Genomic DNA, 24,231 nt, shown 5'->3' with positions numbered 1-24,231 from the left:
GCGGCCCTCGGCGATCAGCGGACCCCCAGGACGAACGGCAACACCTGTGCGGCACCGGCCCGGCGGAGCAGCCGGGCCGCGACCGTGAGGGTCCAGCCCGAGTCCGTGTAGTCGTCGACCAGGAGCACCTTACGGCCCGGCAGCCCGCGCAGTGCCGCATCGCCGAGCTGCAGCTCGAGGCGTCGGACGACACCGCCGAGCCGCATCGCCGAGTTCACGTCGTGCCGGCCGGGCTCGTCCTGTCCCGCGGCGGGGCCGATCGCGCCGATCATGGGCACCCCGAGGTATGCGGCCAGCCCGGTGGCCAGGTGATACGAGAGCTGCGGGCGTGTCGCCGACCGGACGCCGACCACGCCCTCCACGAGGAGGCGGCCCTTGCCTGGGTCGTCCGCGCCGGTCGTGCCCTCGTCGGCGTCGGCGTCGGCGTCCTGTCCGGCCGTCTCCCGCAACGCGGGCCACTCGTCCAGCACGCGGGCCGCCGCGCGTCGCAGGGGTACCGGCAGTTCGCCGTCGGGGGCGCCGGGTGCCAACAGGTCGCGCAGCGGCCCGGACCAGCCGAGCCCGTCCAGCCGGGCGATCGCGCGCCCGGTCTCGGACTGCTCCTCCGCCGGGATCTTGCCGCGCAGGTCCAGCCCGAGGGTCGACAGACCGCTGGGCCACATCCGGCGAGCCTCCACCGCGACACCCGGCCGGTCCATCTCCGCGCGTGCCTCGGTGACCGCCTCGGGGTCCGGCGGATCGGGCAGGTCGACGCCGCCGCACCGGTCGCAGCGTCCGCAGGTCCAGTCCCGGGCGAGGTCCGGGTCGTCCAGCTGCGCACGCAGGTAGGCCATGCGGCAGCCGGGCGTGGCGACGTAGTCGACCATCGCCTGCTGCTCGGCCGCCCGGGTCGCGGCGACCCGTTCGTAGCGCTCGCGGTCGTAGGCCCACTCCCGGCCGGTCGACTCCCAGCCTCCCTTGACCCGCCGCACCGCGCCGTCGACGTCGAGCACCTTGAGCATGGTTTCCAGACGGGACCTCTTGAGATCGACGTGCGTTTCCAGGGCGGCGGTCGACAACGGGCCCCCGTTCCGGCGCAGGGCGTCCAAGGTGGCGCGGACCTGACTCTCCGCGGGGAACGCCTGCGCGCCGAACCAGTCCCAGATCGCCTTGTCCTCGTGACCGGGCAGCAGCACCACCACCGCCCGGTCGACACCGCGCCCGGCACGGCCGACCTGCTGGTAGTACGCGATCGGGGACGAGGGTGCCCCGAGGTGCACGACGAAGGCCAGGTCCGGCTTGTCGAAACCCATGCCCAGGGCGGAGGTGGCGACGAGTGCCTTGACGCGGTTCTCCTTGAGATCGGTCTCGAGCTGCTCGCGCTGCGCGGGTTCCGTGCGGCCGGTGTACGCGGCCACGGCCAGGCCCGCCGCGCGGAGCTGGTCGGCGACCTGCTCCGCCGCGGACACGGTCAGGCAGTAGACGATGCCCGAGCCCTCGACGTCCTGCAGCGCCTGCGCGAGCCACGCCACCCGGGTCGGCTGGTCACCCAGTTCCAGGACCGCCAGGTGCAGCGACTCCCGGTCCAGTTCGCCGCGCAGCACGAGCACGTCCTCCCGCGGCCCGGCGGTGCCCGGGCCCTCGCCGCCGGCGCTGCCGGTGACCCCGAGCTGCTCGGCGACGTCGTCGGTGACCCGCTGGTTCGCGGTGGCCGTGGTGGCGAGCACCGGGATGCCGGGCGGCAGGTCCGCCAGGAGCGTCCGGATGCGCCGGTAGTCGGGGCGGAAGTCGTGTCCCCAGTCGGAGATGCAGTGCGCCTCGTCGATGACCACCAGGCCGGCATCGGCCGCCAGCCGGGGCAGCACGTCGTCGCGGAACGCCGGGTTGTTCAGCCGTTCGGGCGAGCACAACAGGACGTCCACGGTGCCCGCCGCGATGTCGGCGTGCACCTGGTCCCACTCGGTGACGTTCGCGGAGTTGATCGTCACCGCGCGGATCCCGGCCCGTTCGGCCGCCCCGATCTGGTCGCGCATCAGTGCCAGCAGCGGGGAGACGATCACCGTGGGCCCCGCACCCCGTGCCCGCAGCAGCTTCGTCGCCACGAAGTACACGGCGGACTTGCCCCACCCCGTCCGCTGGACCACCAGCGCGCGGCGGCGGAACGCGGCCAGCGCCTCGATCGCGCGCCACTGGTCCTCCCGCAGCGCGGCATCCTCGCGGCCGACGAGCGCCCGCAGCGCCGCCTCCGCCTCTCCCCGCAGGCCCTCGCCCGGAGCGGCGGCCACCGGCTCCGCGTGCGGGCGCGGCCCGCCGGGTGCCGCCGGCTCTTCCGGCGCCGGCTCTGCGGGTGCCGGCTCTGCGGGTACCGGGGCCTCGCGCACCGTTTCTTCCCGCACCGCCTCGTCCCGAGCCCCCGGACCCGCGGAGGTCCGGGTCTCGCCGGCCGGGCCCGGGTGCGCTCCGCGTGTCCCGCCGTCGTCGGTGCTCGCCGCGGCGGGGGGACCGCCCGGCCCGCCCGCCTCGTCGAGCAGCCCGCGCAGCATCTGCAGCCTGGCCGCCTGCGTCTCGGGGGTGTTCCGGGCCGACGGCGGCAACGCGGGCTCACCGAGGTCGACGAGCACGGCGTCGTCGTCCGGCGGCTCCTCGACGGCGAACGGCAGGTCTGCGAAGGGATCGTTGGTCACGTCGTCGATCGTAGGGGTGACCACTGACACGCGTACGGTTTCGTCGCCCAGGCTGTGGAAAACCCGGAACGCCGGTCCCGGCCCGGACGGGAGCTCGCCCGGAAGGCGCGGAGCCCGTTCCGTGCCGGCCCGGCCCGCGACGTCGTCCGCTCGCGCTACGACGTCCTCCGCTCGCGCCAGAGCGCCGCGCCCGAGCCCACCGCCGCCGTCACGTCCGCCATCGCCGCGATGACCTCCGGCGTTCCGGCGAACTCGAAGGGCGACAGCACGCCGAAGAAGCCGACCGTCGCGGACAGCAGGTACGCCGTCAGGGTCAGCACACCGAACCCGATCCCGCCCAGCAACGGCAGCCAGTGGCGCCAGACGATGATCGCCACGGTCAGGACCACACCACCACCGGCGTTCAGCAGGAACATCGGGCCGATGACGTCGATGTCGCGGTACCCCTGGAACCACAGGACGAGATGGACCAGCGCCGAGACGAACACCCCCGTCGCACCGAACCAGCGCCAGACGGCCGCGGTGGGAGTTCCGGCCTGAGCTTTCGGTGGCGTGTCGTGCGGTAACGGGTCCATGATCGACATGTTGCCGAATGCGGCGCCGGTTCGCCAGGGCGTCTCTCCGGCCGACGACGACCGCGAAGGACGATGCCGGAGGCGCTCATGACGCACACGCGACCCGACCGATCGGCGGACACCACCCCGTCGGTGCCACCCGAGGCCGTCCACGACGTGACGCGCCGGGAGCTCCTGCGGGGAGCGGGCGTCGCCTCCGGGGCACTGGTGGGTGGCGTCGCGCTCGTCGCCTGCTCGGGAGGCGCGGAGGAGCCGGCGGGTACCAGTCCGGGCGCCGTCGTCGTCCCGCTCGCGGACGTTCCGGTCGGCGGAGCCGTGTCCGCCCAGATCGACGGCCAGGAGGTCCTCGTCACGCAGCCCGTCGAGGGCGAGGTCCACGCGTTCAGCGCGATCTGCACCCACCAGGGCTGCACGGTCACGCCGGGGGACGGCGACCTCGCCTGTCCCTGCCACGGATCACGCTACGCGCTCACCGACGCGGCGGTCCTCGCCGGCCCCGCGCCCGAACCGCTGCCGGAGGTCACGGTCGTGGTCGAGGGCGACGACGTGGTGACGTCGTAACGGCGCTCCGCGGCCGCCGCGCCCGCTGGTCGGACTCCGTCACGGCCCTGTCAGTGCCCTTCCGTAGACTGGCCCGGTGATCGCATCCCGCACCGAGACCCGGTCTGCCGGCGCCGCCGCGCCCGCTGAAACCACCCCGTTCCGGGGCCTGCCGATCCGGCCCGAGCTCGCGCACGAGCAGCCCTACGGCGCCCCGCAGCTCGACGTCCCGGTGCTGCTCAACGTGAACGAGAACCCGTACGCGCCGGCCCCCGAGGTGATCGCGACGATAGCCCGCGAGGTCGCCGCGGCCGCGGCCTCGCTCAACCGGTACCCGGACCGCGACTTCGCCGCCCTGCGCGACGAACTCGCGGACTACCTCGCGCTCGAGTCCGGCGTCCCGATGGAGCCCTTCTCGGTCTGGGCTGCCAACGGCTCCAACGAGGTGATGCTCCACGTGCTGCAGGCGTTCGGCGGCCCCGGGCGTACCGCGCTGTCCTTCGCGCCCACGTACTCCATGTACCCGGAGTACGCCCGTGACACCCACACCCGCTGGGTCACCGCCCGCCGCGAGGACGACTTCGGCGTCGACCCGGCGAAGGCGGCCGCCGCGATCGCCGAGCACCGCCCTTCCGTCATCCTGCTCGCCAGCCCCAACAACCCGACGGGCACGGCGCTGCCGCTGAGCACCGTCGAGGCGATCCTGGACGCCGCTTCCGCCACCGACCCGGCCACGCCCGCCGTGGTCGTCGTCGACGAGGCCTACGCCGAGTTCCGCCGCGCAGGCACCCCCAGCGCCGTCAGCCTCCTGGCCCGTCACCCCAACCTCGCGGTCACCCGCACCATGTCCAAGGCGTTCGCGCTCGCCGGCGCCCGTGTCGGCTACCTCGCGGCGCAGCCGCACCTCGTGGACGCACTCCGCGTGGTTCGCCTGCCCTACCACCTCTCCGCCGTCACACAGGCCGTCGCACGCGCGGCGCTGCGACACCGCGACGCGCTGATGGCGCAGGTCAGCAGCCTGCGCGGGGAACGGGACGGTCTGGTCGCCTGGCTCCGCGAGCAGCGAGGTCCCGGCGGCGCTCCGCTCCGCGTCGCCGATTCCGACGCCAACTTCGTCCTGTTCGGCACCTTCGCCGACCGCCACGCCGTCTGGCAGGGCCTGCTGGACCACGGCGTGCTGATCCGCGAGACCGGCCCGGACGGCTGGCTGCGCGTGTCCGTCGGCACGCCGGAGGAGAACGCCACGTTCCGTGACGCCCTCACCGACGTGATCCAAGCCCTCACGCACGTGACCGAGGAGACCGCATGATGCCCGCAGACACATCGCCGCAACCCGCTCCGGCCGGCCCGCCGGGCGCGGGGCCCGCCCCGCGCACCGCCCGCATCGAACGCGCCACCTCCGAGTCGAAGGTCACCGTCGAACTCGACCTCGACGGTGCCGGCCGTACCGACATCGCCACGGGCGTGCCGTTCTACGACCACATGCTCACCGCGCTCGGCAAGCACTCGCTGATCGATCTCACCGTCCACGCCGCCGGCGACACACACATCGACGCCCACCACACCGTCGAGGACGTCGCGATCTGCCTCGGGCAGGCACTGCGCCAGGCGCTCGGCGACAAGCAGGGCATCGCCCGCTACGGTGATGCCACGGTGCCCCTCGACGAAGCGCTCGCGCTCGCGGTGGTCGACGTCTCCGGCCGCCCGTACCTGGTGCACGAGGGCGAGCCGGCCGGCCAGGAGTACCACCTGATCGGCGGCCACTTCACGGGTAGCCTCACCCGGCACGTCCTGGAATCGGTCGCGCACCACGCCCACGTCACGCTGCACGTGCGCGTGCTCGCCGGCCGCGACCCCCACCACATCGTCGAAGCTCAGTTCAAGGCCCTGGCGCGTGCCCTGCGCGCCGCCGTCGCGCGCGATCCGCGCGTCGAGGGCATCCCGTCCACGAAGGGTGCGCTGTAACGTCCATGACCGACACACCCCGTCCCGCAGGCGGCCCCGGCGAGAGCGAGCCGGAGTTCCCCGACATCCCCGACGACCTGAGCTCGCTCGGCGATCTCGACGTCGAGGTCCCGGACGACCTGTCAGAGCTCACCCAGCCCTCGTCCGACCCGGACCTGGCCGTGCTGATCACGCAGATCGCCGGCGCCGAGCCGCTCGCCGCGGCCGCCTCCCTGGCCGGGCTCGACCTGGACGCGGTACCCACCGAGGTCGGGGCGCTCGCCGTGCTGCGCGACCCGTCCGGCGGCGGGCCCGACGAGGCGGCGGCGGCGCTGTCGCAGGTCGTGCGCGGTGTCCCCCTGGTTCAGGTGACGCGCAAGGGCGAGCAGCTGACGTGCGTGCGGTGGTCCGACGGCGAACGCGGGGACGAGATCTCCCCGGCACTGCTGCTCGGCGGTGCGCCGCAGACGGTCGAGGACGTGCTCACCGGCTACGCCAAGCCGGCGGACCTCGAGGGCGTGGTGGCCTCCGGCGCGATCAGCCGGATGAAGGCCATGCGCATGCTCAGCTCGGCCGCGCGCAAGGCCCGCAAGGCGAGCCGCGGCAAGCCCGGCAAGCGGGACGACGCCTGATGGGCTCACGCGTCGTCGTCCTCGACTACGGCTTCGGCAACGTCCGATCGGCCACGCGCGCCCTGGAACGGGTGGGCGCGGAGGTGACGCTCACCGCCGATCGGGCTGCCGCCCAGGACGCCGACGGCCTGGTGGTGCCCGGCGTCGGTGCCTTCGGCGCCTGCATGGCGGGGCTCCGGAGGGTCCGGGGCCACGAGGTGATCAGCCGCCGCATCGCGGGCGGCCGCCCGGTGCTCGGCATCTGCGTCGGCATGCAGATCCTGTTCGACGCCGGTGTGGAGCACGGCGAGCGCGCCGAAGGCATGGGCGAGTGGACCGGCACCGTCGAGCGGATCGACGCCCCGGTGGTGCCGCACATGGGCTGGGCCAGGGTCGAGCCCCCGGAGGGATCACGGCTGTTCGACGGCATCGGCCACGAGCGGTTCTACTTCGTGCACTCGTATGCCGCGCAGACCTTCACCCAGGGACACGACGCGTTCGCCGACCCCCGCTTCCGCCCGCCCCTGGTCACCTGGGCGCACGCCGGTACGCCCGAGCACGGAACGCGGTTCGTGGCCGCCGTCGAGGACGGACCCCTGTCCGCGACGCAGTTCCACCCCGAGAAGTCCGGCGACGCCGGCGCCCGGCTCCTGGAGAACTGGGTCCGCGGGCTCGGCTGAGTGCCGCGTTCCCGCACCCCCACCGCATCATCGACAGACAGAGGAAATCCATGACCGACCGACTGGTGCTGCTGCCCGCCGTCGACGTCGCGGGCGGCCAGGCCGTCCGCCTCGTGCAGGGCGAGGCCGGCTCCGAGACCTCCTACGGCGACCCGCTCTCCGCGGCGCTGGACTGGCAGAGCGGGGGAGCGGAGTGGATCCACCTCGTGGACCTCGACGCGGCCTTCGGGCGCGGATCGAACGCGGAGCTGCTGGCCGACGTCGTCGGCCGGCTGGACGTGCAGGTGGAACTGTCGGGCGGGATCCGCGACGACGCCTCGCTCGACCGGGCGCTCGCGACCGGGGCACGCCGGGTCAACCTCGGCACGGCCGCGCTCGAGGACCCGGCCTGGACGGCGAAGGTCATCGCCGAGCACGGCGACCGGGTGGCCGTCGGGCTGGACGTGCGCGGCACGACGCTCGCGGCGCGCGGCTGGACGCGGGAGGGCGGCGACCTGTACGAGGTGCTCGGACGCCTCGACGAGGCGGGCTGCGCGCGCTACGTCGTCACGGACGTGACGAAGGACGGCACGCTCCGCGGCCCGAACCTGGACCTGCTGGCCGACGTCGCCGAGCGGACGCCCGCGCACGTCGTGGCGTCGGGCGGGATCTCGTCCCTGGACGATCTGCGGGCGCTGCGGTCCCTGCGTTCGCCCACGGGGAGGCCGGTCGAGGGGGCCGTCGTCGGCAAGGCGCTGTACGCGGGCGCGTTCACGCTGCCCGAGGCGCTCGACGTGGCGGGCCGCCCGTGACGGGCCGCTCGATCCAGCCCACGAGCCAGTTCTCCGGCGACGACGGCTCGGCGGACGCCGAGCTCACCCGCCTGCTGGCCGGTCACGCGACGGGAGAGGTGCCGCTCCCGGACGTCGTGGCACGCCTCGGCGTCACGCGGGTGCTCGTGCCGGTGCTGGCCGAACTCGCGGTGGGGGAGGACGTCACGGGACCGGACGGGCAGGCGCTGCAGGTCGACAAGGAGGCGTCGTCGGGCGTGGTGGCCCTCGAGGCCCCGGACGGACGCCGGGCGCTGCCGGTGTTCACGTCGGTGGCCGCGATGTCGGCGTGGCGCGCGGACGCCCGTCCGGTACCGGTCGAGGCCACCCGGGCCGCGTTGTCGGCCGTGAACGAGGACTGGTCCCTGCTCGTCGTCGACCCGGCCGGGCCGGTGACGGTGCAGGTGCCGCGGCCCGCCGTGTGGGCGCTGGCGCAGGGGGAGCGGTGGCGCCCCGCGCTCGAGGCGAGCGAGGACGGGCTGCGGGTGGAGAGCGAGGTCGCGCAGGCCGTGACCGTCGCGGCGGCACCCGTGCAGCACGTGGTCCGCGCGCATGCGGAGCCGGGCCGCAAGGCCGAGGTGGCGGTCGTGCTGGCGCTCGATCCCGGCCTCGACCGGGCCGGCCTGGACGCCGTGCTGGGACAGGTCAATGCCCGGCTCGGCGCGTCCGACGTGATCTCGCGGCGCGTCGACTCGCTGGAGCTCCGCATCGGCGCGGCGCGCTAGGGCCGCCGCCCGGCCGCGCGGGCGGGCTACGGCCCCGCGCAGGTGGGGACGTTCTGGAAGGCCGCGGCGTCGGCGAGCATGTCCCGTACGGTGGAGATCGGGACGAGCAGACTGTCGTCGTCGGCCGTCTTGGCGTAGACGACGCCGATCACGCGGCCCCGGCTGTCCAGCGCCGCCGAGCCGGAGGAGCCCGGCTCCACCTTCGCGTCGGTGACCAGTACCTCGCCGAGGTTGGCGTTCAAGGGGTCCCGCGTCGAGCCGATCACGCTCCCCGCGGAGATGGTCAGTTCCCCGCCGGACGGGTACCCCACGATCGTCACGTCGTCGCCCTGCCGCGGGTCGGCCTCGGCGAGCACCGGGGAGGAGGGCAGCGCGTCGCGGGTGCGGACGATCGCGAGGTCCGCCAGGCCCGCGGTGGCGGCGGTGCCGACGTCGATGTCGCGACCGTCGTAGGTGCTGACCTGGAGGTTGTCGCTGTCGGCGACCACGTGCTTGTTGGTGATCAGGGTGTGCTCGTCGATGGCGAAGCCCGACCCGGTGGACAGTTCGTCGCACCCCACGTTGCGCACGCGCACCGCCATCCGCTGCACGGCGTCGAACCCGTCCGGCGAGATCGTGTCGCTGCCCTCGGCCGGCTCCAGACCGGACACCCGCGACGGCACGATCTCGCTCGGCACCGGCTCGGGCAGCGCGGGCAGCACCCCGCACCCGGCGGTGGCGACGGCGATCAGGGCGGTGAGCGCGGCGACGCGGCCGCCGCCGCGCCTCACGACGCGAGCTCCGCTTGCAGCGCGTCGTTGGCGTCGTTGGCCTTGTCGCAGAGATCGCCCACCTGGTTCTGGAAGCGCGTCAGGTCGGCGGGATCATAGGCGTCGGCATCCTCGAGATAGCCGATGAGCTGCTCCTGGGCGTTCACGCACGAACCGAGGGCGACGGCGACCTTCGCCGCGGCCTCGCTGACGCGCGCCTGGTAGTCGAGGTGCTGCTGCGAGGCGACGTTCTCGTCCCCGAGCTGTGCCTTCTCGTTGGCGAGCTCGCTGATCCTGCCGGTCGCGGCGGCCAGCTGGTCGCGGGCGGCGGTGAGCTCCGCGTTCGCGCCCTCGAGCTGCTGGTCCAGCGCCGCGGCCTCGGAGGCGTAGCGGTGGGCCTCGCCCTCCCATTCCTGGGCGGTGCGCTGCCACTGCGTCGTGGTCACCCAGAGATATCCGGCCAGCGCGAGGGCGAGGACCAGAGCCGTGGCGAGCCACGGCACGGCGACGGCCCGGCGCCGGCCGGTCCCGGGCGGCGAGGGCGGTGTGCTGTGCCCGGCGGGTGGCGGTGGGACGGGAGGGGGCGTGGTCATGGGCCTACTTCGGTCGCGGTCAGGATGGTCCGGTGGCGCGGGGGACGGACTGCGCGGAGCGTCAGACGACGGAGCCGGTGTACTTCTCGCCCGGTCCGTCGCCCGGCGCGTCGGGGATGACGGAGGCCTCGCGGAAGGCGAGCTGGAGCGAACGCAGGCCGTCCCGCAGCGAGCGGGCGTGCTGGTTGCCGATGTCCGGGGCCGACGCCGTCACGAGCGCGGCCAGCGCCGTGATGAGCTTGCGCGCCTCGTCGAGGTCCAGATGGTCGCCCGCGTCGTCGCCCTCGGCGAGGCCGCACTTCACCGCGGCGGCGCTCATCAGATGGACGGCCGCGGTCGTGATGACCTCGACGGCGGCGACGTCCGCGATGTCGCGGGCGGCGTCGCCGGCGTTCTTCTCCGTGGTGCTGCTCATGCCCCCATCTTTTCATCCGCGGCGCGGTCGGCTCGCCACCGGAGCGCCGTGAGCCGCGCGTCACAGGGGCCGGGGTGGGAGCGGCGGCGTCGTGCGTGCTAACGTGGTCCGCGACCAACCCGGGACTTGTGCCCCGGGTGCATCAAGTGGATCCCATCCCACCCGAGTCGCCACCGAGCGCCACGCGCCGACAGTGTCCGGGTCCTGGTCGGGCAGTCGCGTTCGTCAGACGTGCGGCTCGCCCACCATCGATGGCCTCCGCTTGTGCTCAGGGCGGGGGCCCTTCTCGTTCCCTGGTGGTCCACCTGCAACTTCCTAGGAGCATCACCATCAGCGAGCCTCGCATCAACGACCGGATCCGTGTTCCCGAGGTCCGGCTCATCGGCCCGGGCGGGGAGCAGGTCGGCGTAGTTGCCACGGCAGTCGCCCTGAAGCTTGCCCAGGACGCCGACCTCGACCTCGTCGAGGTCGCCCCGAACAGCCGACCGCCTGTCGCCAAGCTCATGGACTTCGGCAAGTTCAAGTACGAGTCGGACATGAAGGCGCGTGAGGCGCGACGGAACCAGACGAACACGATCCTCAAGGAGATCCGTTTCCGTCTGAAGATCGACCCGCACGACTACGCCACCAAGAAGGGCCACGTCGAGCGGTTCCTCTCGGCGGGCGACAAGGTCAAGGTCATGATCATGTTCCGCGGCCGTGAGCAGTCCCGCCCGGAGATGGGCCGGCGCCTGCTCGAACGGCTGGCGGACGACGTCGCGGAGCTCGGCTTCGTCGAGTCCATGCCGAAGCAGGACGGCCGCAACATGACGATGGTCATCGGGCCGGTCAAGAAGAAGGCCGAGACCAAGACCGAGCGTCCGACCAAGGTGCGCGGTCACGAGAAGCTGAGCAAGTCCCAGGCGCGCCGTGCGGCCGAGGCGGCGGCAGAGGCCGACGCCGAACCCGCCGAGGAGAGGACGGCGGAGGAGGCGGCACCGGCGACGCCGCCGGCACCGCCCGCGCCCGCCGCGGCAGCTCCGGCGTCGGACACCACGAAGGCAGCACCCAGGTCGCGCACGGCACCCGCGCCGAGGACCGCGGCGACAAAGCCCGCCGCGGCGAAGCCCGCGACCGCGTCGAAGCCAGCGGCGCAGCCCGCTGCCGCGCCGAAGCCGGCCGCCGAGTCGAAGCCCGCTGCCGCGTCGAAGCCGGCCGCCGAGTCGAAGCCCGCTGCCGCGCCGAAGCCGGCTGCCGCGCCGAAGCCGGCTGCCGCGCCGAAGCCCGCTGCCGCGCCGAAGCCGGCCGCGAAGCCCTCGGCTCCCCGGCCTGCCGCTCCGAAGCCGCGCGGGCCGCACAAGGGCTGAGCGACAACCACAGACCACCCTGACACCGGGACCGCCTCATCGGGCCCGGTACGCAGTGCCGGGCCCGGCGGGTCCGGCGGACATGAGGAGAGACGGCAGTCATGCCGAAGAACAAGACGCACTCCGGTGCCAAGAAGCGGTTCCGGATCACCGGCAGCGGCAAGGTCATGCGCGAGCAGGCGAACCGCCGCCACCTGTTCGAGAGCAAGCCGACCAAGCGCACCCGTCGTCTGGCGATGGACCAGCCGGTCGCGCAGGCCGACGTCAAGAAGATCAAGAAGCTGCTCGGCAAGTGATCTGCCCGGCGCCGTGAGACGACGGCGCCCCCGGACCCACTTTCCAGCCCGAAGCACACAAGGAGCATCACGTGGCACGCGTGAAGCGGGCGGTCAACGCCCAGAAGAAGCGTCGTACGACCCTCGAGCGGGCCAGCGGTTACCGTGGCCAGCGCTCGCGCCTCTACCGCAAGGCGAAGGAGCAGGTCACCCACTCACTGGTCTACAGCTACCGTGACCGGAAGGCGCGTAAGGGCGACTTCCGCAAGCTGTGGATCCAGCGCATCAACGCCGCGTCCCGCGCGCAGGGACTCACCTACAACCGCCTCATCCAGGGCCTGAAGGCCGCCGGTGTCGAGGTCGACCGCCGCATGCTCGCCGAGCTCGCGGTGAACGACGTGGCTGCGTTCAACGCGCTCGTCAAGGTCGCCAAGGACGCCCTCCCGGCGGACGTCAACGCCCCGGCCGCGGCCTGAGGTTGACGAAGGACCACCCGGACGCCCGGACGGCGCTCCGCACCCTTGACGTGACGCTCGCGAATCCGCGGGCGGACCGGGTCAGGCACGTGCGGGCCCTGTCCGGGCGTTCGGCGCGCTCACGGCACGGACTGTTCCTCGTGGAGGGGCCGCAGGGCGTCCGCGAGGCCGTGCGCTGGGCGGACGACGGTGCCGTCCGTGATGTCTACCTGACGCCCGCCGCCGTGGAGCGGTATCCCGAGATCGTGGACGCGGCGCGGGACAGCGCGGCCACCCAGGTCGCACGGACCGGCGGCGGTGCCGGAGCACTCCGGATCCATGTCGCGACGCCCGAGGTGCTGGAGACGATGAGCCCGGACGCGCAGGGCGTCCTGGCGGTGCTGCGCGCGGGGACCACCGAGCTGGAGGCCGCGCTGTCCGGGGCGCGACTCGTCGCGGTCCTGTCCAACGTCCGCGACCCGGGCAACGCCGGGACGGTGATCCGCGCCGCCGACGCCGCCGGGGCCGATGCGGTCGTCCTCGCGGGGGAGAGCGTCGACGTGCACAACCCGAAGGTCGTGCGTGCGACGGCCGGCTCGCTGTTCCACCTCCCCGTCGTGACCGGCCCGCGGCCGGCCGATGTCGTCGCGCGCCTCCACGAGGCCGGGTGCCAGGTGCTGGCCGCCGACGGCACCGGCGAGCACGACCTGGACGACCTGCAGGACGCCGTCGGGCAGGGGCCCTCGCCCGACCTGGCGGCCCCGACCGCGTGGCTGTTCGGCAACGAGGCCTGGGGCCTTCCGCCGGCGGACCGGGCGCTGGCCGACGCCGTGGTGCGCGTGCCGATCCGCGGCAGGGCGGAGTCCCTCAACCTGGCGACGGCCGCGGCCGTCTGCCTCTACGCCAGCAGCCGCGCGCAGCGCTGACGTCTCCGCGTTCGGGGTGGACACCGGCACGGCCGCCGGACCCGTGGCAGCAGGTGTCGTCCGCAGTTAGCGTGGCCTCATGAGATATGTGCCGGACCTGACTCGCATCATCGATGCCGCTGCCGAGCAGTTCGGCGTGCGGCAGGTCTTCGGCGAGGCGTACGAACGCGGTGAGAAGCTCGTGATACCGGTCGCGCGTATCTGGAACGGCGCGGGTGGCGGTGGCGGTGGCGGCACCGAGAGCCAGAAGGAGGGTTCCGAGGGCGGCGGTGGCGGCGTCGGGTTCAGCCGTCGTGGCGAGCCCGCGGGTGTGTTCGAGGTGGACGACGACGGAGCGCGCTGGGTTCCCGCCGTGAATGTGGGACGGATCGTGCTGGGTGGGCAGATCGCTGTGGTCGCCGTCGCCGTGGCCGTCTGCTGGGCCGTGTCGCGACGCCGGTCGGACCAGGAGTGAAACAGCTACCGTATCCCTCCCGTGCCTGCCTAGGATCGTCGGGTGCGCCTGTTCACGGCGGTGTTCCCGCCAGAGAGTGTCCTTGACCACCTCGATCTCGCTGTCCACGGCGTGACCAGCACCGGCGCCTCCCCGCGGTGGGTGCCGCGCGAGAACCGGCACATCACGCTGTCCTTCTACGCGGATGTGCCGGAAGGCGCCGTGGACGACCTGTCCGAAGGGCTCGCCGTCGTCGCCGGTAAGCATGGGGCGCTCGACCTGCGTCTTCGCGGTGCCGGGTCGTTCGGCAGCCGGGTGCTGTGGATCGGCGTCGACGGCGACCTGGCCCCGCTGCGCGATCTCGCGGCGGACTGCCTCGCCGCCTCCCCGCGCGAGGTGCCCGAGGACGTCAAGCCGCACCGCCCGCACCTCACGATCGCCCGGGCGCGGGCCGGGCAGGTGCGCCCGCCGCGAGGCCGCGACCGCTGGGGCAGACGCCGGGTCAGGGACGACGACGGCCGTGGCGGCGGGCGAGGGGGTGCGGCCCGGGCGCGCTCCGGCGCGTACAGCGCGGGGAGGGCCGCGTCGCGCGATGTCGTACGGGACCCGTTCGCGGACGCCCGGTCCGTGCTGGAGCCCGCCGCGCACGCGCTCTCGGTGTATGCCGGGCCGTCGTGGCCGGTCGAGTCGTTCGCGCTCGTGGAGTCGCGGCCCGGCGAGGGCGCGCAGGGCGGGCCCCGGTACACGGTCCTGGAGACGTTCGAGCTGCGGGGCTGAGGCTTTCGGTGTCCGCCGACACCGTGCGGATAATAATGTGCCAAGCGCGAGCTGTCGGAACCGGCGTGACGGGAGTGGGCGGGCTGTGCCAGGATGCTCGGCATGCAGGCGCGTGATCACCGATTTACCAGGCCCGTCATGGGCCCGGTGGTGCGCGCCGTGCGCGCGTGCTGACGTCGCGCGATTTCTTCTCCCTGTGGATGGAGCGACCGGGGCCCTGGCGGGCATCTAGACTGCACATGCCGCGTGCGGCGCCGCCCTGTCCGGGTCGGTGCCCCCGGCTTCCGACCCCGCCAGGAAGGCAAGCATGTCCACGCCCGACGTTCAGGCCGCCGTCGATCCGCTCGACGAGGTGGCGCTCGATGCCGCCGTCGAGCAGGCCCTCGCCGACATCGCGAAGGCCGCCCACCTCGACGAGCTCAAGGCCGTCCGCACCACCCACACCGGAGACCGCAGCGCCCTCGCGCTCGCGAACCGTGCCATCGGCGCGCTCCCCGGACCCGACAAGGCGCGGGCCGGCAAGCTGATCGGCCCGCGCCGCGGTCGCGTCAACAAGGCCGTCGCCGCGCGCCAGGCCGAGCTCGAGGCCGAGCGGGACGAGCGCGTGCTCGTGGAGGAGTCCGTCGACGTGACCCTCCCGACCACGCGCACACCTGCCGGTGCCCGGCACCCGATCGAGCTGATCCAGGAGCGCATCGGAGACTTCTTCACCGGCCTCGGCTGGGAGATCGCCGACGGTCCCGAGCTCGAGTCCGAGTGGTTCAACTTCGACGCGCTGAACTTCGGCCCCGACCACCCGGCCCGTCAGATGCAGGACACGTTCTACGTCGGCGGGACGGAGACGGCCGGTGCCGACTCGGGCGTGGTCGCCCCCGGGACGTCGTCGAACCTCGTGCTGCGTACCCACACGTCGCCGGTGCAGGCCCACAGCCTGCTCGAACGCGGCGTTCCGCTGTACGTCGCGTGCCCCGGCAAGGTGTTCCGCACCGACGCGCTCGACCAGACCCACACGCCCGTGTTCCACCAGGTCGAGGGCATCGCGGTGGACAAGGGGCTGACGATGGCGAACCTGATCGGCACGCTCGACGCGTTCGCGCGGGCGATGTTCGGCCCCGAGGCCAGGACGCGTCTGCGCCCGAGCTTCTTCCCGTTCACCGAGCCCAGCGCCGAGATGGACCTGTGGTTCCCGCAGAAGAAGGGCGGCGCGGGCTGGATCGAGTGGGGCGGCTGCGGCATGGTCAACCCCAACGTGCTCCGCTCGGCCGGCATCGACCCGGACGAGTACTCCGGGTTCGCCTTCGGCATGGGCATCGAGCGCACGCTCATGCTGCGCCATGCCATCGCTGACATGCACGACATCGTGGAGGGCGACGTCCGCTTCTCCACCCAGTTCGGGACGGAGATCTGACGTGCCCCGCATCGTGAAGGACTGGCTCGCCGACCACGTCGAGCTGCCCGCCGGGCTCACGGCCGAGCAGCTCGCCGAGGCCCTGGTGAAGGTCGGCCTGGAGGAAGAGGAGATCCACCCCGCGGCCGTGACCGGGCCGCTCGTGGTGGGCAGGGTGCTGGAACAGCATCCGGAGCCGCAGAAGAACGGCAAGACGATCAACTGGTGCCAGGTCGACGTCGGCGCGCACAACCAGGACGGGAAGCCCGTCGCCGACGGCGGCACGCCGCGTGGCATCGTCTGCGGCGCGCACAACTTCGGCGTCGGCGACCTCGTGGTCGTCTCGCTGCCCGGCACGACGCTGCCCGGCGGGTTCGAGATCGCCGCGCGCAAGACCTACGGCCACGTCTCCGACGGCATGATCTGCTCCCCGGCCGAGCTCGGCCTGGGCGGCGACGCCGGCGGGATCATCGTGCTGCCGCGCGACATGGGCTTCGCCGAGCAGGACCTGACCCCGGGCCAGGACGCGATCGCGCTGCTCGGCCTCGGCGAGGAGGTCCTGGAGATCAACGTGACGCCCGATCGCGGGTACGCGTTCAGCTACCGCGGCGTGGCGCGCGAGTACGCGCACTCCACGGGCGCGAAGTTCACCGACCGTGGTGCGCTCACCGGCGAGGAGCCGGCCGCGACGCCGGACGGGTTCGAGGTGCGGCTGCAGGACGCGGAGCCGATCGACGGACGGGTCGGCTGCGACCGGTTCGTCACGCGGATCGTGCGAGGGATCGACCCGGCCGCACCCTCGCCCGAGTGGATGCGCAGCCGCCTGGAGAACTCCGGGATGCGCTCCATCTCGCTCGCCGTGGACGTCACGAACTACGTGATGCTCGACCTCGGCCAGCCGCTGCACGCCTACGATCTCGCGCAGGTCACCGCGCCGCTGGTGGTGCGCCGTGCGGCCCCGGGGGAGAAGCTCACCACGCTGGACGACGTCGAGCGCACCCTGCACGCCGAGGACCTGCTCATCACCGACTCGCCGGACGGGGCCACGGGATCCCGCGTGCTGAGCCTGGCGGGCGTGATGGGGGGCGCGTCCTCCGAGATCTCCGGGAACACCACGGATGTGCTGGTCGAAGCCGCGCACTTCGAGCCCATCACGGTCGCGCGGACGGCACGCCGGCACAAGCTCCCGACAGAGGGTGCCAAGCGTTGGGAGCGCGGAGTCGACCCGCTGCTGCCTGCCGTCGCGGCACAGCGGGTGGTCGACCTGCTCGTGGAGTTCGGCGGTGGCACGGCGGACCCGGCCGTGGCCGACGTCGGGATCACCGGCGCGACCGGCTCGGCGACCCCGATCGTCCTGCGGGCGACGGAGCCGACGCGGCTCTCGGGCGTCGAGTACACGCCCGAGCAGGTGCGGTCGACCCTCGAGGAGGTCGGGTGCCACGTGACCCTGTCTCCCGCGGAGGGGACACCCGCCGCAGGACCGGGCACCGATCAGGTCGAGACCTTCGCCGTCACGCCCCCGTCCTGGCGCCCCGACCTGACCGACCCGGCCGACCTGGTCGAGGAGGTGGTGCGCATCCAGGGCTACGACGAGATCCCGTCCGTGCTGCCCAAGGCGCCGGGCGGACGCGGTCTGACCGCCGAGCAGCGCACCCGCCGCTCCGTCGCGCGCGCTCTCGCCGAGGCCGGTTTCGTCGAGGTGCTCAGCTACCCGTTCGTCGGCGCGGCCGACTACGACGCCCTCGGCCTGCCGGGGGACGACGCGCGCCGTACCTCCGTCCGGCTCGCGAACCCGCTGGCCGAGGACCGCCCCTACATGCGGACGAACCTCCTGGTCACGCTCCTGGAGACCGCGAGGCGCAACGTGTCGCGCGGGCTGTCCGACCTGGCCGTGTTCGAGACCGGCCTCGTGACGCGCCCGGTGCCGGACGCGCCGTCGGCTCCCGTCCTGCGGGGCGGTGCGCGCCCGTCGGACGCCGAGCTGGACGCGCTCGCCGCCGCGACGCCGGATCAGCCGCGCCGGGTCGCGGGCGTCCTCACGGGCAAGCGGGTCGCCGCGGGATGGTGGGGCAAGGGCCGCGCCGCCGACTGGGCCGACGCGCTCGACGCGGCACGCCTGGTCGCGGAACGTGCGGGTGTCGAGGTCACGGTCACGGCGGACTCCGAGCACATGCCGTGGCACCCGGGTCGCTGCGCGAAGCTGGAGGCGACCGACTCCGCCGGCCGCACCCACCTGATCGGCCACGCCGGCGAGCTGCACCCCAAGGTGGTCGAGGCGCTCGGGCTGCCCGCCCGGGCCTCCGCCTTCGAGGTCAGCCTGTCGGCACTCGTCGCCGTGGCGCCGGGCGATCCCGTGGCGGCCATGCCGGTCTCCGCGTTCCCGGCGGCGAAGGAGGACTTCGCGTTCGTGGTCGACGCCGGACTGCCGGCCGCCACGCTGCGGGACGCGATCGTGTCCGGCGGCGGTGACCTGCTCGAGGACGTGAGCCTGTTCGACATCTTCACGGGTGACCAGATCGGCGAAGGCCGCAAGTCCCTGGCCTACGCCGTGCGGCTGCGCGCGGCCGACCGCACGCTGTCGGCCGACGAGGTCCGCGCGGCGCGCGAGGCCATCGTCGCCGCCGCCGGAAAAGCCGGGGCGGTACTGCGTGCCTGACATCGTCCCGCCCGCGCGGACCGCGCTCGTGACCGGCGCGTCACGGGGGATCGGGCGCGAGATCGCGCTCGGCCTGGCGCGCGCGGGACTCGACGTGGCCCTGCTCGCCCGGGACGAGCAGCGCCTGGCCGAGGTCGCGGAGCAGGTCCGCGATCTCGGCCGCACCGCCGTCGTGCTCAGCGCCGACGTCACCTCGGAGGCCGAGGTGCGCGACGCCGTCGCGCGGGCCGAGCGACCGGGCGACGGCCTCGGGTCCATCGACCTGCTGGTGAACAACGCCGGCCGGCTCGAACCCGAGGCGCCGCTCTGGGAGGCCGACCCCGGGGACTGGTGGGCCACCTTCGAAGCCAACGTGCGCGGCGTCTTCCTGCTCGACCGTCATGTGGTGCCCGGCATGCTGGCGCGCGGCGGCGGCCGGGTCGTCGACCTCGCCTCCGGGGCGAGCACGCACGAAGGCCCGTTCGGGCACTCCGCCTACAACGCCAGCAAGACCGCGCTGGTCCGGATGGGCGCCGCCCTGCACGCCGAGGGCCACGACCGCGGGCTGCGTGTCTTCGAGCTCGCCCCCGGGGTGGTCAAGACGGCCATGTCGACCGCCCTGGCCATCCACGCCGACCGCACCGAGTGGACCCCGCCCGAGCGTGTGACCGACCTGGTGGACGCGATCGCGGCCGGGAGCCTGGACGCCTGTTCCGGCTGGCTCGTCCGCGCCACCCACGACACCCCCGAGTCGCTCCGGGAACTCGCCGCCGCGGCGGAGGGCGGGCCCGCGCCCGCCACGGCCCGCCGGCGGCTCCGCGTGCTGCCCGCCGGGAACGAGGATCCCCTGCGCGAACTCCTCACGGGACGGTGACCGCCCGCTCCGCCGTCGGGCCCGAACAACAGGACGAGCACCATGCGCGGGCAGAGCGACGGGTCGAACGTCGGCGGCCCGAACGCGGACGTGCCCGGCGCCCGCTGTTCAGCGGGCGCCGGACTCCGCGCGGTCCTTCAGACCCGAGAGTTCGGTGTCGACCAGAGCGCGGGTGCGCTTCCTGGTCATCATGCCGAGCACCCGGGCGAACGGCCCGACCTGAGTGATGGTGAGGGTCACCCGTGACCGCCCCGCGTCGGCCTGCTCGACGACATGCTCCGCCTGGGTCCGCACTCCCGGCACGGCGCTGGTCCAGCCGAACTTGCGCGGCGGGTCCCACTCGTCGACCGTCCAGACCGCGAGTGGCAGGCCCGGCTGCTCGACGCGCACCGCGGTGCCGACGCCGGGCGGCCGCGGTCCGTCGACGATCTGGACCGAGCTCATCGACGACGTCCAGCCCGGCATGCCCTCGACGTCGGAGATGATGCGCCACACGGTCTCCGGCGACGCGGCGACCTCGGCGGACACCGAGTAGGAGGGCGACATCAGGCACCACCCCGTGCGTCGCGCCAGTCGATCCAGCGCTTGACGCCCGACAAGTCGTAGTCGGGGCCGTCCAGGCCGATGGTGAGCAGCGTGGCGCCCGCGGCCACCAGCAGCTCGCCCTTCTCGGCCGGGTCGCCGGCGACGCCGACCGACCGCTCGACGAGCCTCCCGGTGTCGCGCCCGACGGCGGCCCCGTGCTCGTCCAGGATCCCCGACTTCCGGGTCAGGACGTCCACGGTGCCGAAGGTGTGCCAGATGTCGGCGTGCTCGGCGACGATCCGCAGGGTCTTCTTCTCGCCGCCACCACCGATCATGATCGGGATGTCCCGTGTGGGGGCGGGGTTCCCGGCCGCGAGCCGCCGGGTGATGCGGGGCATCGCCGCCGCGAGGTCGGCGATGCGGGAACCGGCGGTGCCGAACTCGTAGCCGAACTCGTCGTAGTCTCGCTCGAACCAGCCGGCGCCGATGCCGAGGATCAGGCGGCCGCCCGACATGTGGTCGACGGTGCGTGCCATGTCGGCCAGCAGATCCGGGTTGCGGTAGGAGTTGCAGCTCACGAGCGCACCGATCTCGACACGCTCGGTCTGCTCCGCCCAGGCGCCGAGCATGGTCCAGCACTCGAAGTGCTTGCCGTCGGGGTCCCCGGAGAGCGGGTAGAAGTGGTCCCAGTTGAAGATGACGTCGACGCCGAGGTCCTCGGCGCGCAGGACGGCGTCGCGGATCTCGCTGTAGTCGGCGTGCTGCGGTTGGATCTGGACTCCGATGCGGACGGGTCGCTCAGTCATGTCCGCCAGCCTAGGCAGCGCTTGCCGGGGCTGCCAGCCTCAACGCCCGTCCGCCACGGCCCCGGGGTCGCGCGAGGCGACCACGAACACCCTGCGGAACGCCAGCGGGGTCCCGTAGGGCCGGTCGGGGTAGGCCTCGCGCAGCGCGGCGCCGTACTCTTCCTCGAACCGCTCCCGGAGCGCGGGGTCCACGTCGTGGAGCGCGTGGAGCGTCGGCTGGGCGCCGGTGGCGCTGATCCAGCGCAGCACCGGATCCGGCCCCTGGAGGAGGTGGGTGTAGGTGGTCTCCCACGCGTCGAGGGTCCAGCCCGGCCCCGCGAGCAGGTCGAGGTAGCCCAGGGGGTCCTCGGTGGCACGGCGGGCCACCGGCGCGCCCAGGGCGGAGGCGTACGGCTCGCGTGCGGCGACCTCACGCAGCAGCAGGTGTGACGGCGCGTCGTGGTTGCCGGGCACCTGGAACGCGAACACCCGGCGTGCGGTGTCGCGGAGCGCGGGCAGGAGTTTCCGGTGCTCGGGCACCCATTGCAGCGCGGCGTTGCTCACCACGGCGTCGGCACCGGTCACCTCCAGGCGCCCGGCCGCGTAGTCGCCGATGTCGCCCTCGAGGTAGGTGGCCCCGGGATCGTGTTCCCGTGCTCGCGCGATCATCGCGGGCGAGGAGTCGACGCCCGTCACGGCCGCCTCCGGCCAGCGGGACCGCAGCACGCCGGACAGGTGTCCCGGCCCGCACCCCAGGTCGACGACGTCGGACGGCGCCGTGTCGCGAAAGGCCGGCAGTTCGGCGACGTGGGCGATCAGGTCGCGGAACGACCGCGACCGCTCATCGGTGAACTGCAGGTACCGGGTGGGGGACCAGTCGGCCATGAGAACCCTCTCGCTCGACGTCAACTATCTTGACATCAAGATATACCGTGCTCGTACGCCCAGCGCGCCACTTCGACCCGGTTGCGTGTTCCGGTCTTCGTCATGATCGCCGCCAGGTGCGTCTTGACGGTGCTGAGCCCGAGGTGCAGGTCGTCGCAGATCTCGGCGTTGGTGCTGCCCGTGGCGACCAGACGCAGCACCGACCGCTCACGCCCGGTCAGTGGCGCCGCCGGCGGTGGCGGGGCCGGTCCGGGAGCGGCCTGGGCGAAGTGTGCGAGCAGCCGCACCGTGACCGCCGGGTCGATCAGCGCGTCGCCGGCGGCCGCGGCGTGCACGGCCTGCGAGAGCAGGGCGGGTCCGCCGTCCTTGAGCAGGAATCCGCGCGCCCCCGCGCGCAGGGCGGCGTGGACGTTCTCGTCCAGGTCGAACGTGGTGATGACCACGACCGCCAGAGGGTCGGCGACGTCCGGTCCCGCGAGTATCCGGGTCGCCGAGACCCCGTCGAGTACCGGCATGCGGATGTCGAGGAGGCAGACGTCCGGGAGCAGCCGGCGCGCCTCGCTCACCGCTTGCGCCCCGTCCGCGACGTCCGCGACGACCTCGATGCCCGGCTGCGCGTTCAGGATCGTGCACAGGCCGGTGCGCACGATCTCCTGGTCGTCGGCCACCAGTACGCGGATCGTCATCGGGCCTCCGTGCCGCGGCTTTCGTGCGGCGTCGCCGGGACGGGAAGTACGGCGTGCACGGTCCAGCCGCGCACGTCGTCGGGCCCGGCCGCGAGCGTTCCACCGAGGGCGCGTGCCCGCTCGTTCATCCCGGTCAGCCCGAATCCCGCGTCCGACGACGGCTCGTGGCCGGGTCCGCGCCAGGCGTGCGGCGCGGACGTACCGTCGTCGTGCACGACCAGGTCCAGGGCCCCTTCGCGGCGCTTCAGCGTGACGGCGATGCCCGTGGCGCCGCGTGCGTGGCGCCGGGCGTTGGCGACGGCCTCCTGGGCGATGCGGACGACGGCGGTGCTGGTGGCAGCCGGGAGGGGTTCGACGTCGTCGGCCACGTCCAGGCGCACCGGGGGCGGGCCGGGGTCGGCCAGGTCCTGGAGGCGGTCCAGGCCGCGGGTCAGCTCCTGGGGCGTCTCGCTGCGGAGCACGCCGACCAGGGATCGCATCTCCGCGAGGGCGCGGCGCGCCTCGGCCTCCACGAGACGGAGTGCTTCGACCGCCGCGGCGTGGCCGTCGGCCCCGCCGCTCTCTGCGGCCGCGCTGACCTGCCCCGCCTGTGCCCGCACGGCGACGGCGGACAGATGATGGGCGACGGTGTCGTGCAGGTCGCGGGCCACGGCCTCGCGCTCGCGTGCCCGGACGCGGTCCAGCTCGCGAGCTCGCGCCGTCGACCGCTGGCGTGCCACCTCGCCGATGAGCGCGACGAGGACGATCACCGTGGCGCCTCCGATCGCGTCGTCGACACCGCCCACGCCGGCGACGACCGACAGGGCGAAGCCGCCGGCGATCAAGGGCCCGCCCGCCAGGATCGCGCGGCCCGAGCCCCAGCGGAAGAGCGCGTACGGCGCGAGGACCGCGACCGCCGCGGAGTACAGTCCGGTGGATCCGTGCCCCGCCACGATGTCGGCGAGGTCGTGCGCCGCGCCGATCCCGAACGTCCAGGCGACCACGGCGAACGGGCGCACGCGTCGCCACGGGAGGGCCGCGAGAACCGCGAGGGCGGCCAGTGCCGAGGCCACCGGCCAGGCCAGGTCCTGGCGGAGCGCGGTCTCGACGACGACACCGGCCCCCGCCGCACCCACGATGATCCAGTCGCGTCGCGCGGGCGCCGTGGCTCCTGGTGCCGCGGTTCGTCGCAGGGCGGCGCCGAACGGGCGCCGGAGCGCCTGCCCGTCCGCGGTCCGCATACCGGCGATGGTAGTCATCGGGAGACCCGCCCGGGCCGGCGACGGCGGATGAGCCATTCGGCCACGACGGCGTTGACGGCCCAGGCGAGGGTCATCAGGACCGTGTTGACGACCGGCGTCGCGGGATCGTCCGGTTGGGGTCTCGCGACGACGAGCCAGGGGCCGAGCAGCAGGGCCTGGGTTCCGGCGCCCATCGCCAGGGCGTAGGCGCGGGTCATCCAGGCGCCGTGCGTGGCGTAGTCGTGCCGCAGCAGCGCGCGGACGGCCAGGACCAGCCCGGTCACCATGACGCTCCCGACCACGTAGCGGACACCGTTGACCACTGCCGTGTCCTTGGCGGGCAGGTCGTAGAACGCCGTCATCCACAGGCCCGACAGCGCGGTCGCCAGCCCGGCCGGCACCAGGACGGTACCGGCGGCCCGGTGCCAGCCGTTGCGCCGGCTCCGGAAGCCGGGGGAGAACTGCAGCGCGCCCAGCAAGGAGTAGACCGTGACGGCCACGATGTGGACGAGGACGGGCGCCGGGGCCTCGACGAACCGCGCGTTCTCCTCGGTGACGGCGGGGTGGCCGGCGAGTTCGGCCAGGCGCGAGGCGCCGCCGAGGGCCGGCACGAGGGACAGCAGCATCAGACCGGACGGGATGAGCCAGTCGGCGGGGCGTGATCGGGGGCGGACGGTCCGGCGGGCGGTCGTGAGGGGCATGCCCCGAGTCTTCGCCG

27 protein-coding genes are annotated in these 24,231 nt (G+C 73.7%); 16 read left to right on the top strand and 11 right to left on the bottom strand.

Annotated features, from left to right (window positions below):
• Positions 1–14 precede the first annotated feature (14 nt).
• Entirely contained in the window at positions 15–2,663 is a 2,649-nt protein-coding gene (locus tag EDD34_RS13255; protein WP_246012391.1) for a RecQ family ATP-dependent DNA helicase, read from the bottom strand.
• Between the two features lie 155 nt (positions 2,664–2,818).
• Positions 2,819–3,238, bottom strand: coding sequence for a hypothetical protein (locus EDD34_RS13250; RefSeq protein ID WP_123814996.1), 420 nt, complete (start codon positions 3,236–3,238; stop codon positions 2,819–2,821).
• Between the two features lie 87 nt (positions 3,239–3,325).
• On the opposite strand from EDD34_RS13250, the gene EDD34_RS13245 reads away from it, so the two are divergent.
• The 7 genes from EDD34_RS13245 to EDD34_RS13215 all read left to right on the top strand — a co-directional run bounded on the left by EDD34_RS13245 (position 3,326) and on the right by EDD34_RS13215 (position 8,547).
• A complete protein-coding gene (locus EDD34_RS13245) occupies positions 3,326–3,799 on the top strand; it encodes a Rieske (2Fe-2S) protein (RefSeq protein WP_123814995.1) in 474 nt (157 codons plus the stop codon).
• A gap of 148 nt (positions 3,800–3,947) precedes the next feature.
• Positions 3,948–5,087 (top strand): histidinol-phosphate transaminase, encoded by a 1,140-nt coding sequence (locus tag EDD34_RS13240; protein ID WP_246012663.1) that lies wholly within the window; start codon positions 3,948–3,950, stop codon positions 5,085–5,087.
• Complete coding sequence (gene hisB, locus EDD34_RS13235) at positions 5,084–5,743, top strand: imidazoleglycerol-phosphate dehydratase HisB (RefSeq protein WP_246012389.1); 660 nt, start codon at positions 5,084–5,086, stop codon at positions 5,741–5,743. The genes EDD34_RS13240 and hisB overlap by 4 nt, the downstream gene beginning before the upstream one ends.
• Before the next feature lie 5 nt (positions 5,744–5,748).
• A complete protein-coding gene (locus EDD34_RS13230) occupies positions 5,749–6,354 on the top strand; it encodes a hypothetical protein (protein ID WP_123814994.1) in 606 nt (201 codons plus the stop codon).
• Positions 6,354–7,013, top strand: a complete 660-nt coding sequence (hisH, locus tag EDD34_RS13225) for an imidazole glycerol phosphate synthase subunit HisH (protein ID WP_123814993.1) — start codon at positions 6,354–6,356, stop codon at positions 7,011–7,013. The genes EDD34_RS13230 and hisH overlap by 1 nt, the downstream gene beginning before the upstream one ends.
• A gap of 50 nt (positions 7,014–7,063) precedes the next feature.
• Positions 7,064–7,804, top strand: coding sequence for a bifunctional 1-(5-phosphoribosyl)-5-((5-phosphoribosylamino)methylideneamino)imidazole-4-carboxamide isomerase/phosphoribosylanthranilate isomerase PriA (gene priA, locus EDD34_RS13220; RefSeq protein WP_123814992.1), 741 nt, complete (start codon positions 7,064–7,066; stop codon positions 7,802–7,804).
• Positions 7,801–8,547 carry an SseB family protein gene (locus tag EDD34_RS13215; protein WP_123814991.1) on the top strand — a complete coding sequence of 249 codons (747 nt, stop codon included), beginning with the start codon at positions 7,801–7,803 and terminating at the stop codon, positions 8,545–8,547. The genes priA and EDD34_RS13215 overlap by 4 nt, the downstream gene beginning before the upstream one ends.
• 26 nt (positions 8,548–8,573) lie before the next feature.
• Here the strand turns inward: EDD34_RS13215 and EDD34_RS13210 are convergent, their stop codons facing one another.
• The 3 genes from EDD34_RS13210 to EDD34_RS13200 form a co-directional block, all read right to left on the bottom strand.
• Positions 8,574–9,317, bottom strand: coding sequence for a S1 family peptidase (locus tag EDD34_RS13210; protein WP_123814990.1), 744 nt, complete (start codon positions 9,315–9,317; stop codon positions 8,574–8,576).
• Positions 9,314–9,889, bottom strand: a complete 576-nt coding sequence (locus EDD34_RS13205) for a hypothetical protein (RefSeq protein WP_246012387.1) — start codon at positions 9,887–9,889, stop codon at positions 9,314–9,316. The genes EDD34_RS13210 and EDD34_RS13205 overlap by 4 nt, the downstream gene beginning before the upstream one ends.
• 61 nt (positions 9,890–9,950) lie before the next feature.
• Complete coding sequence (locus EDD34_RS13200; RefSeq protein WP_123814989.1) at positions 9,951–10,304, bottom strand: DUF1844 domain-containing protein; 354 nt, start codon at positions 10,302–10,304, stop codon at positions 9,951–9,953.
• A gap of 296 nt (positions 10,305–10,600) precedes the next feature.
• Between EDD34_RS13200 and infC the strand changes: the two genes are divergently transcribed.
• The 9 genes from infC (at position 10,601) to EDD34_RS13155 (ending at position 19,412) form a co-directional block, all read left to right on the top strand.
• Positions 10,601–11,650 carry a translation initiation factor IF-3 gene (infC, locus tag EDD34_RS13195; protein ID WP_246012385.1) on the top strand — a complete coding sequence of 350 codons (1,050 nt, stop codon included), beginning with the start codon at positions 10,601–10,603 and terminating at the stop codon, positions 11,648–11,650.
• Positions 11,651–11,751: 101 nt separating this feature from the next.
• Positions 11,752–11,946 carry a 50S ribosomal protein L35 gene (gene rpmI, locus EDD34_RS13190; protein ID WP_123814987.1) on the top strand — a complete coding sequence of 65 codons (195 nt, stop codon included), beginning with the start codon at positions 11,752–11,754 and terminating at the stop codon, positions 11,944–11,946.
• 71 nt (positions 11,947–12,017) lie between these two features.
• Positions 12,018–12,401 carry a 50S ribosomal protein L20 gene (gene rplT / locus EDD34_RS13185; protein WP_123814986.1) on the top strand — a complete coding sequence of 128 codons (384 nt, stop codon included), beginning with the start codon at positions 12,018–12,020 and terminating at the stop codon, positions 12,399–12,401.
• Positions 12,402–12,451: 50 nt separating this feature from the next.
• Positions 12,452–13,306 carry a TrmH family RNA methyltransferase gene (locus EDD34_RS13180; RefSeq protein WP_246012383.1) on the top strand — a complete coding sequence of 285 codons (855 nt, stop codon included), beginning with the start codon at positions 12,452–12,454 and terminating at the stop codon, positions 13,304–13,306.
• Between the two features lie 79 nt (positions 13,307–13,385).
• Positions 13,386–13,760 carry a sporulation protein gene (locus EDD34_RS13175; RefSeq protein ID WP_123814985.1) on the top strand — a complete coding sequence of 125 codons (375 nt, stop codon included), beginning with the start codon at positions 13,386–13,388 and terminating at the stop codon, positions 13,758–13,760.
• Between the two features lie 42 nt (positions 13,761–13,802).
• Complete coding sequence (gene thpR, locus EDD34_RS13170) at positions 13,803–14,516, top strand: RNA 2',3'-cyclic phosphodiesterase (protein ID WP_123814984.1); 714 nt, start codon at positions 13,803–13,805, stop codon at positions 14,514–14,516.
• A gap of 307 nt (positions 14,517–14,823) precedes the next feature.
• Positions 14,824–15,924: a phenylalanine--tRNA ligase subunit alpha gene (gene pheS / locus EDD34_RS13165; RefSeq protein WP_123814983.1), complete on the top strand. Its 1,101-nt coding sequence runs from the start codon at positions 14,824–14,826 to the stop codon at positions 15,922–15,924.
• Between the two features lies 1 nt (position 15,925).
• Positions 15,926–18,559 carry a phenylalanine--tRNA ligase subunit beta gene (pheT, locus tag EDD34_RS13160; RefSeq protein ID WP_123814982.1) on the top strand — a complete coding sequence of 878 codons (2,634 nt, stop codon included), beginning with the start codon at positions 15,926–15,928 and terminating at the stop codon, positions 18,557–18,559.
• Positions 18,552–19,412 (top strand): SDR family NAD(P)-dependent oxidoreductase, encoded by an 861-nt coding sequence (locus tag EDD34_RS13155; protein WP_123814981.1) that lies wholly within the window; start codon positions 18,552–18,554, stop codon positions 19,410–19,412. Before pheT ends, EDD34_RS13155 begins: the two co-directional genes overlap by 8 nt.
• Positions 19,413–19,520: 108 nt before the next feature.
• Here the strand turns inward: EDD34_RS13155 and EDD34_RS13150 are convergent, their stop codons facing one another.
• Genes EDD34_RS13150 through EDD34_RS13125 form a run of 6 tightly spaced genes read right to left on the bottom strand, consistent with a single transcriptional unit; the run spans position 19,521 to position 24,214 of the window.
• Positions 19,521–19,958: an SRPBCC family protein gene (locus EDD34_RS13150; RefSeq protein ID WP_123814980.1), complete on the bottom strand. Its 438-nt coding sequence runs from the start codon at positions 19,956–19,958 to the stop codon at positions 19,521–19,523.
• On the bottom strand, positions 19,958–20,743 hold the full coding sequence (locus tag EDD34_RS13145) for an LLM class F420-dependent oxidoreductase (protein WP_123814979.1): 786 nt from the start codon (positions 20,741–20,743) through the stop codon (positions 19,958–19,960). Before EDD34_RS13145 ends, EDD34_RS13150 begins: the two co-directional genes overlap by 1 nt.
• A 39-nt stretch (positions 20,744–20,782) precedes the next feature.
• A complete protein-coding gene (locus EDD34_RS13140) occupies positions 20,783–21,607 on the bottom strand; it encodes a methyltransferase domain-containing protein (RefSeq protein WP_123814978.1) in 825 nt (274 codons plus the stop codon).
• 35 nt (positions 21,608–21,642) lie between these two features.
• Positions 21,643–22,293, bottom strand: a complete 651-nt coding sequence (locus tag EDD34_RS13135; RefSeq protein WP_123814977.1) for a response regulator transcription factor — start codon at positions 22,291–22,293, stop codon at positions 21,643–21,645.
• Positions 22,290–23,513 (bottom strand): sensor histidine kinase, encoded by a 1,224-nt coding sequence (locus tag EDD34_RS13130; protein ID WP_170177077.1) that lies wholly within the window; start codon positions 23,511–23,513, stop codon positions 22,290–22,292. Before EDD34_RS13130 ends, EDD34_RS13135 begins: the two co-directional genes overlap by 4 nt.
• A gap of 14 nt (positions 23,514–23,527) precedes the next feature.
• Positions 23,528–24,214, bottom strand: coding sequence for a DUF2306 domain-containing protein (locus tag EDD34_RS13125; protein ID WP_123814975.1), 687 nt, complete (start codon positions 24,212–24,214; stop codon positions 23,528–23,530).
• Positions 24,215–24,231: the final 17 nt, after the last annotated feature.

This window comes from Myceligenerans xiligouense (genome assembly GCF_003814695.1).
Taxonomy (GTDB): Bacteria; Actinomycetota; Actinomycetes; order Actinomycetales; family Cellulomonadaceae; genus Myceligenerans; species Myceligenerans xiligouense.
This window is presented reverse-complemented; position numbering and strand designations above follow the sequence as displayed.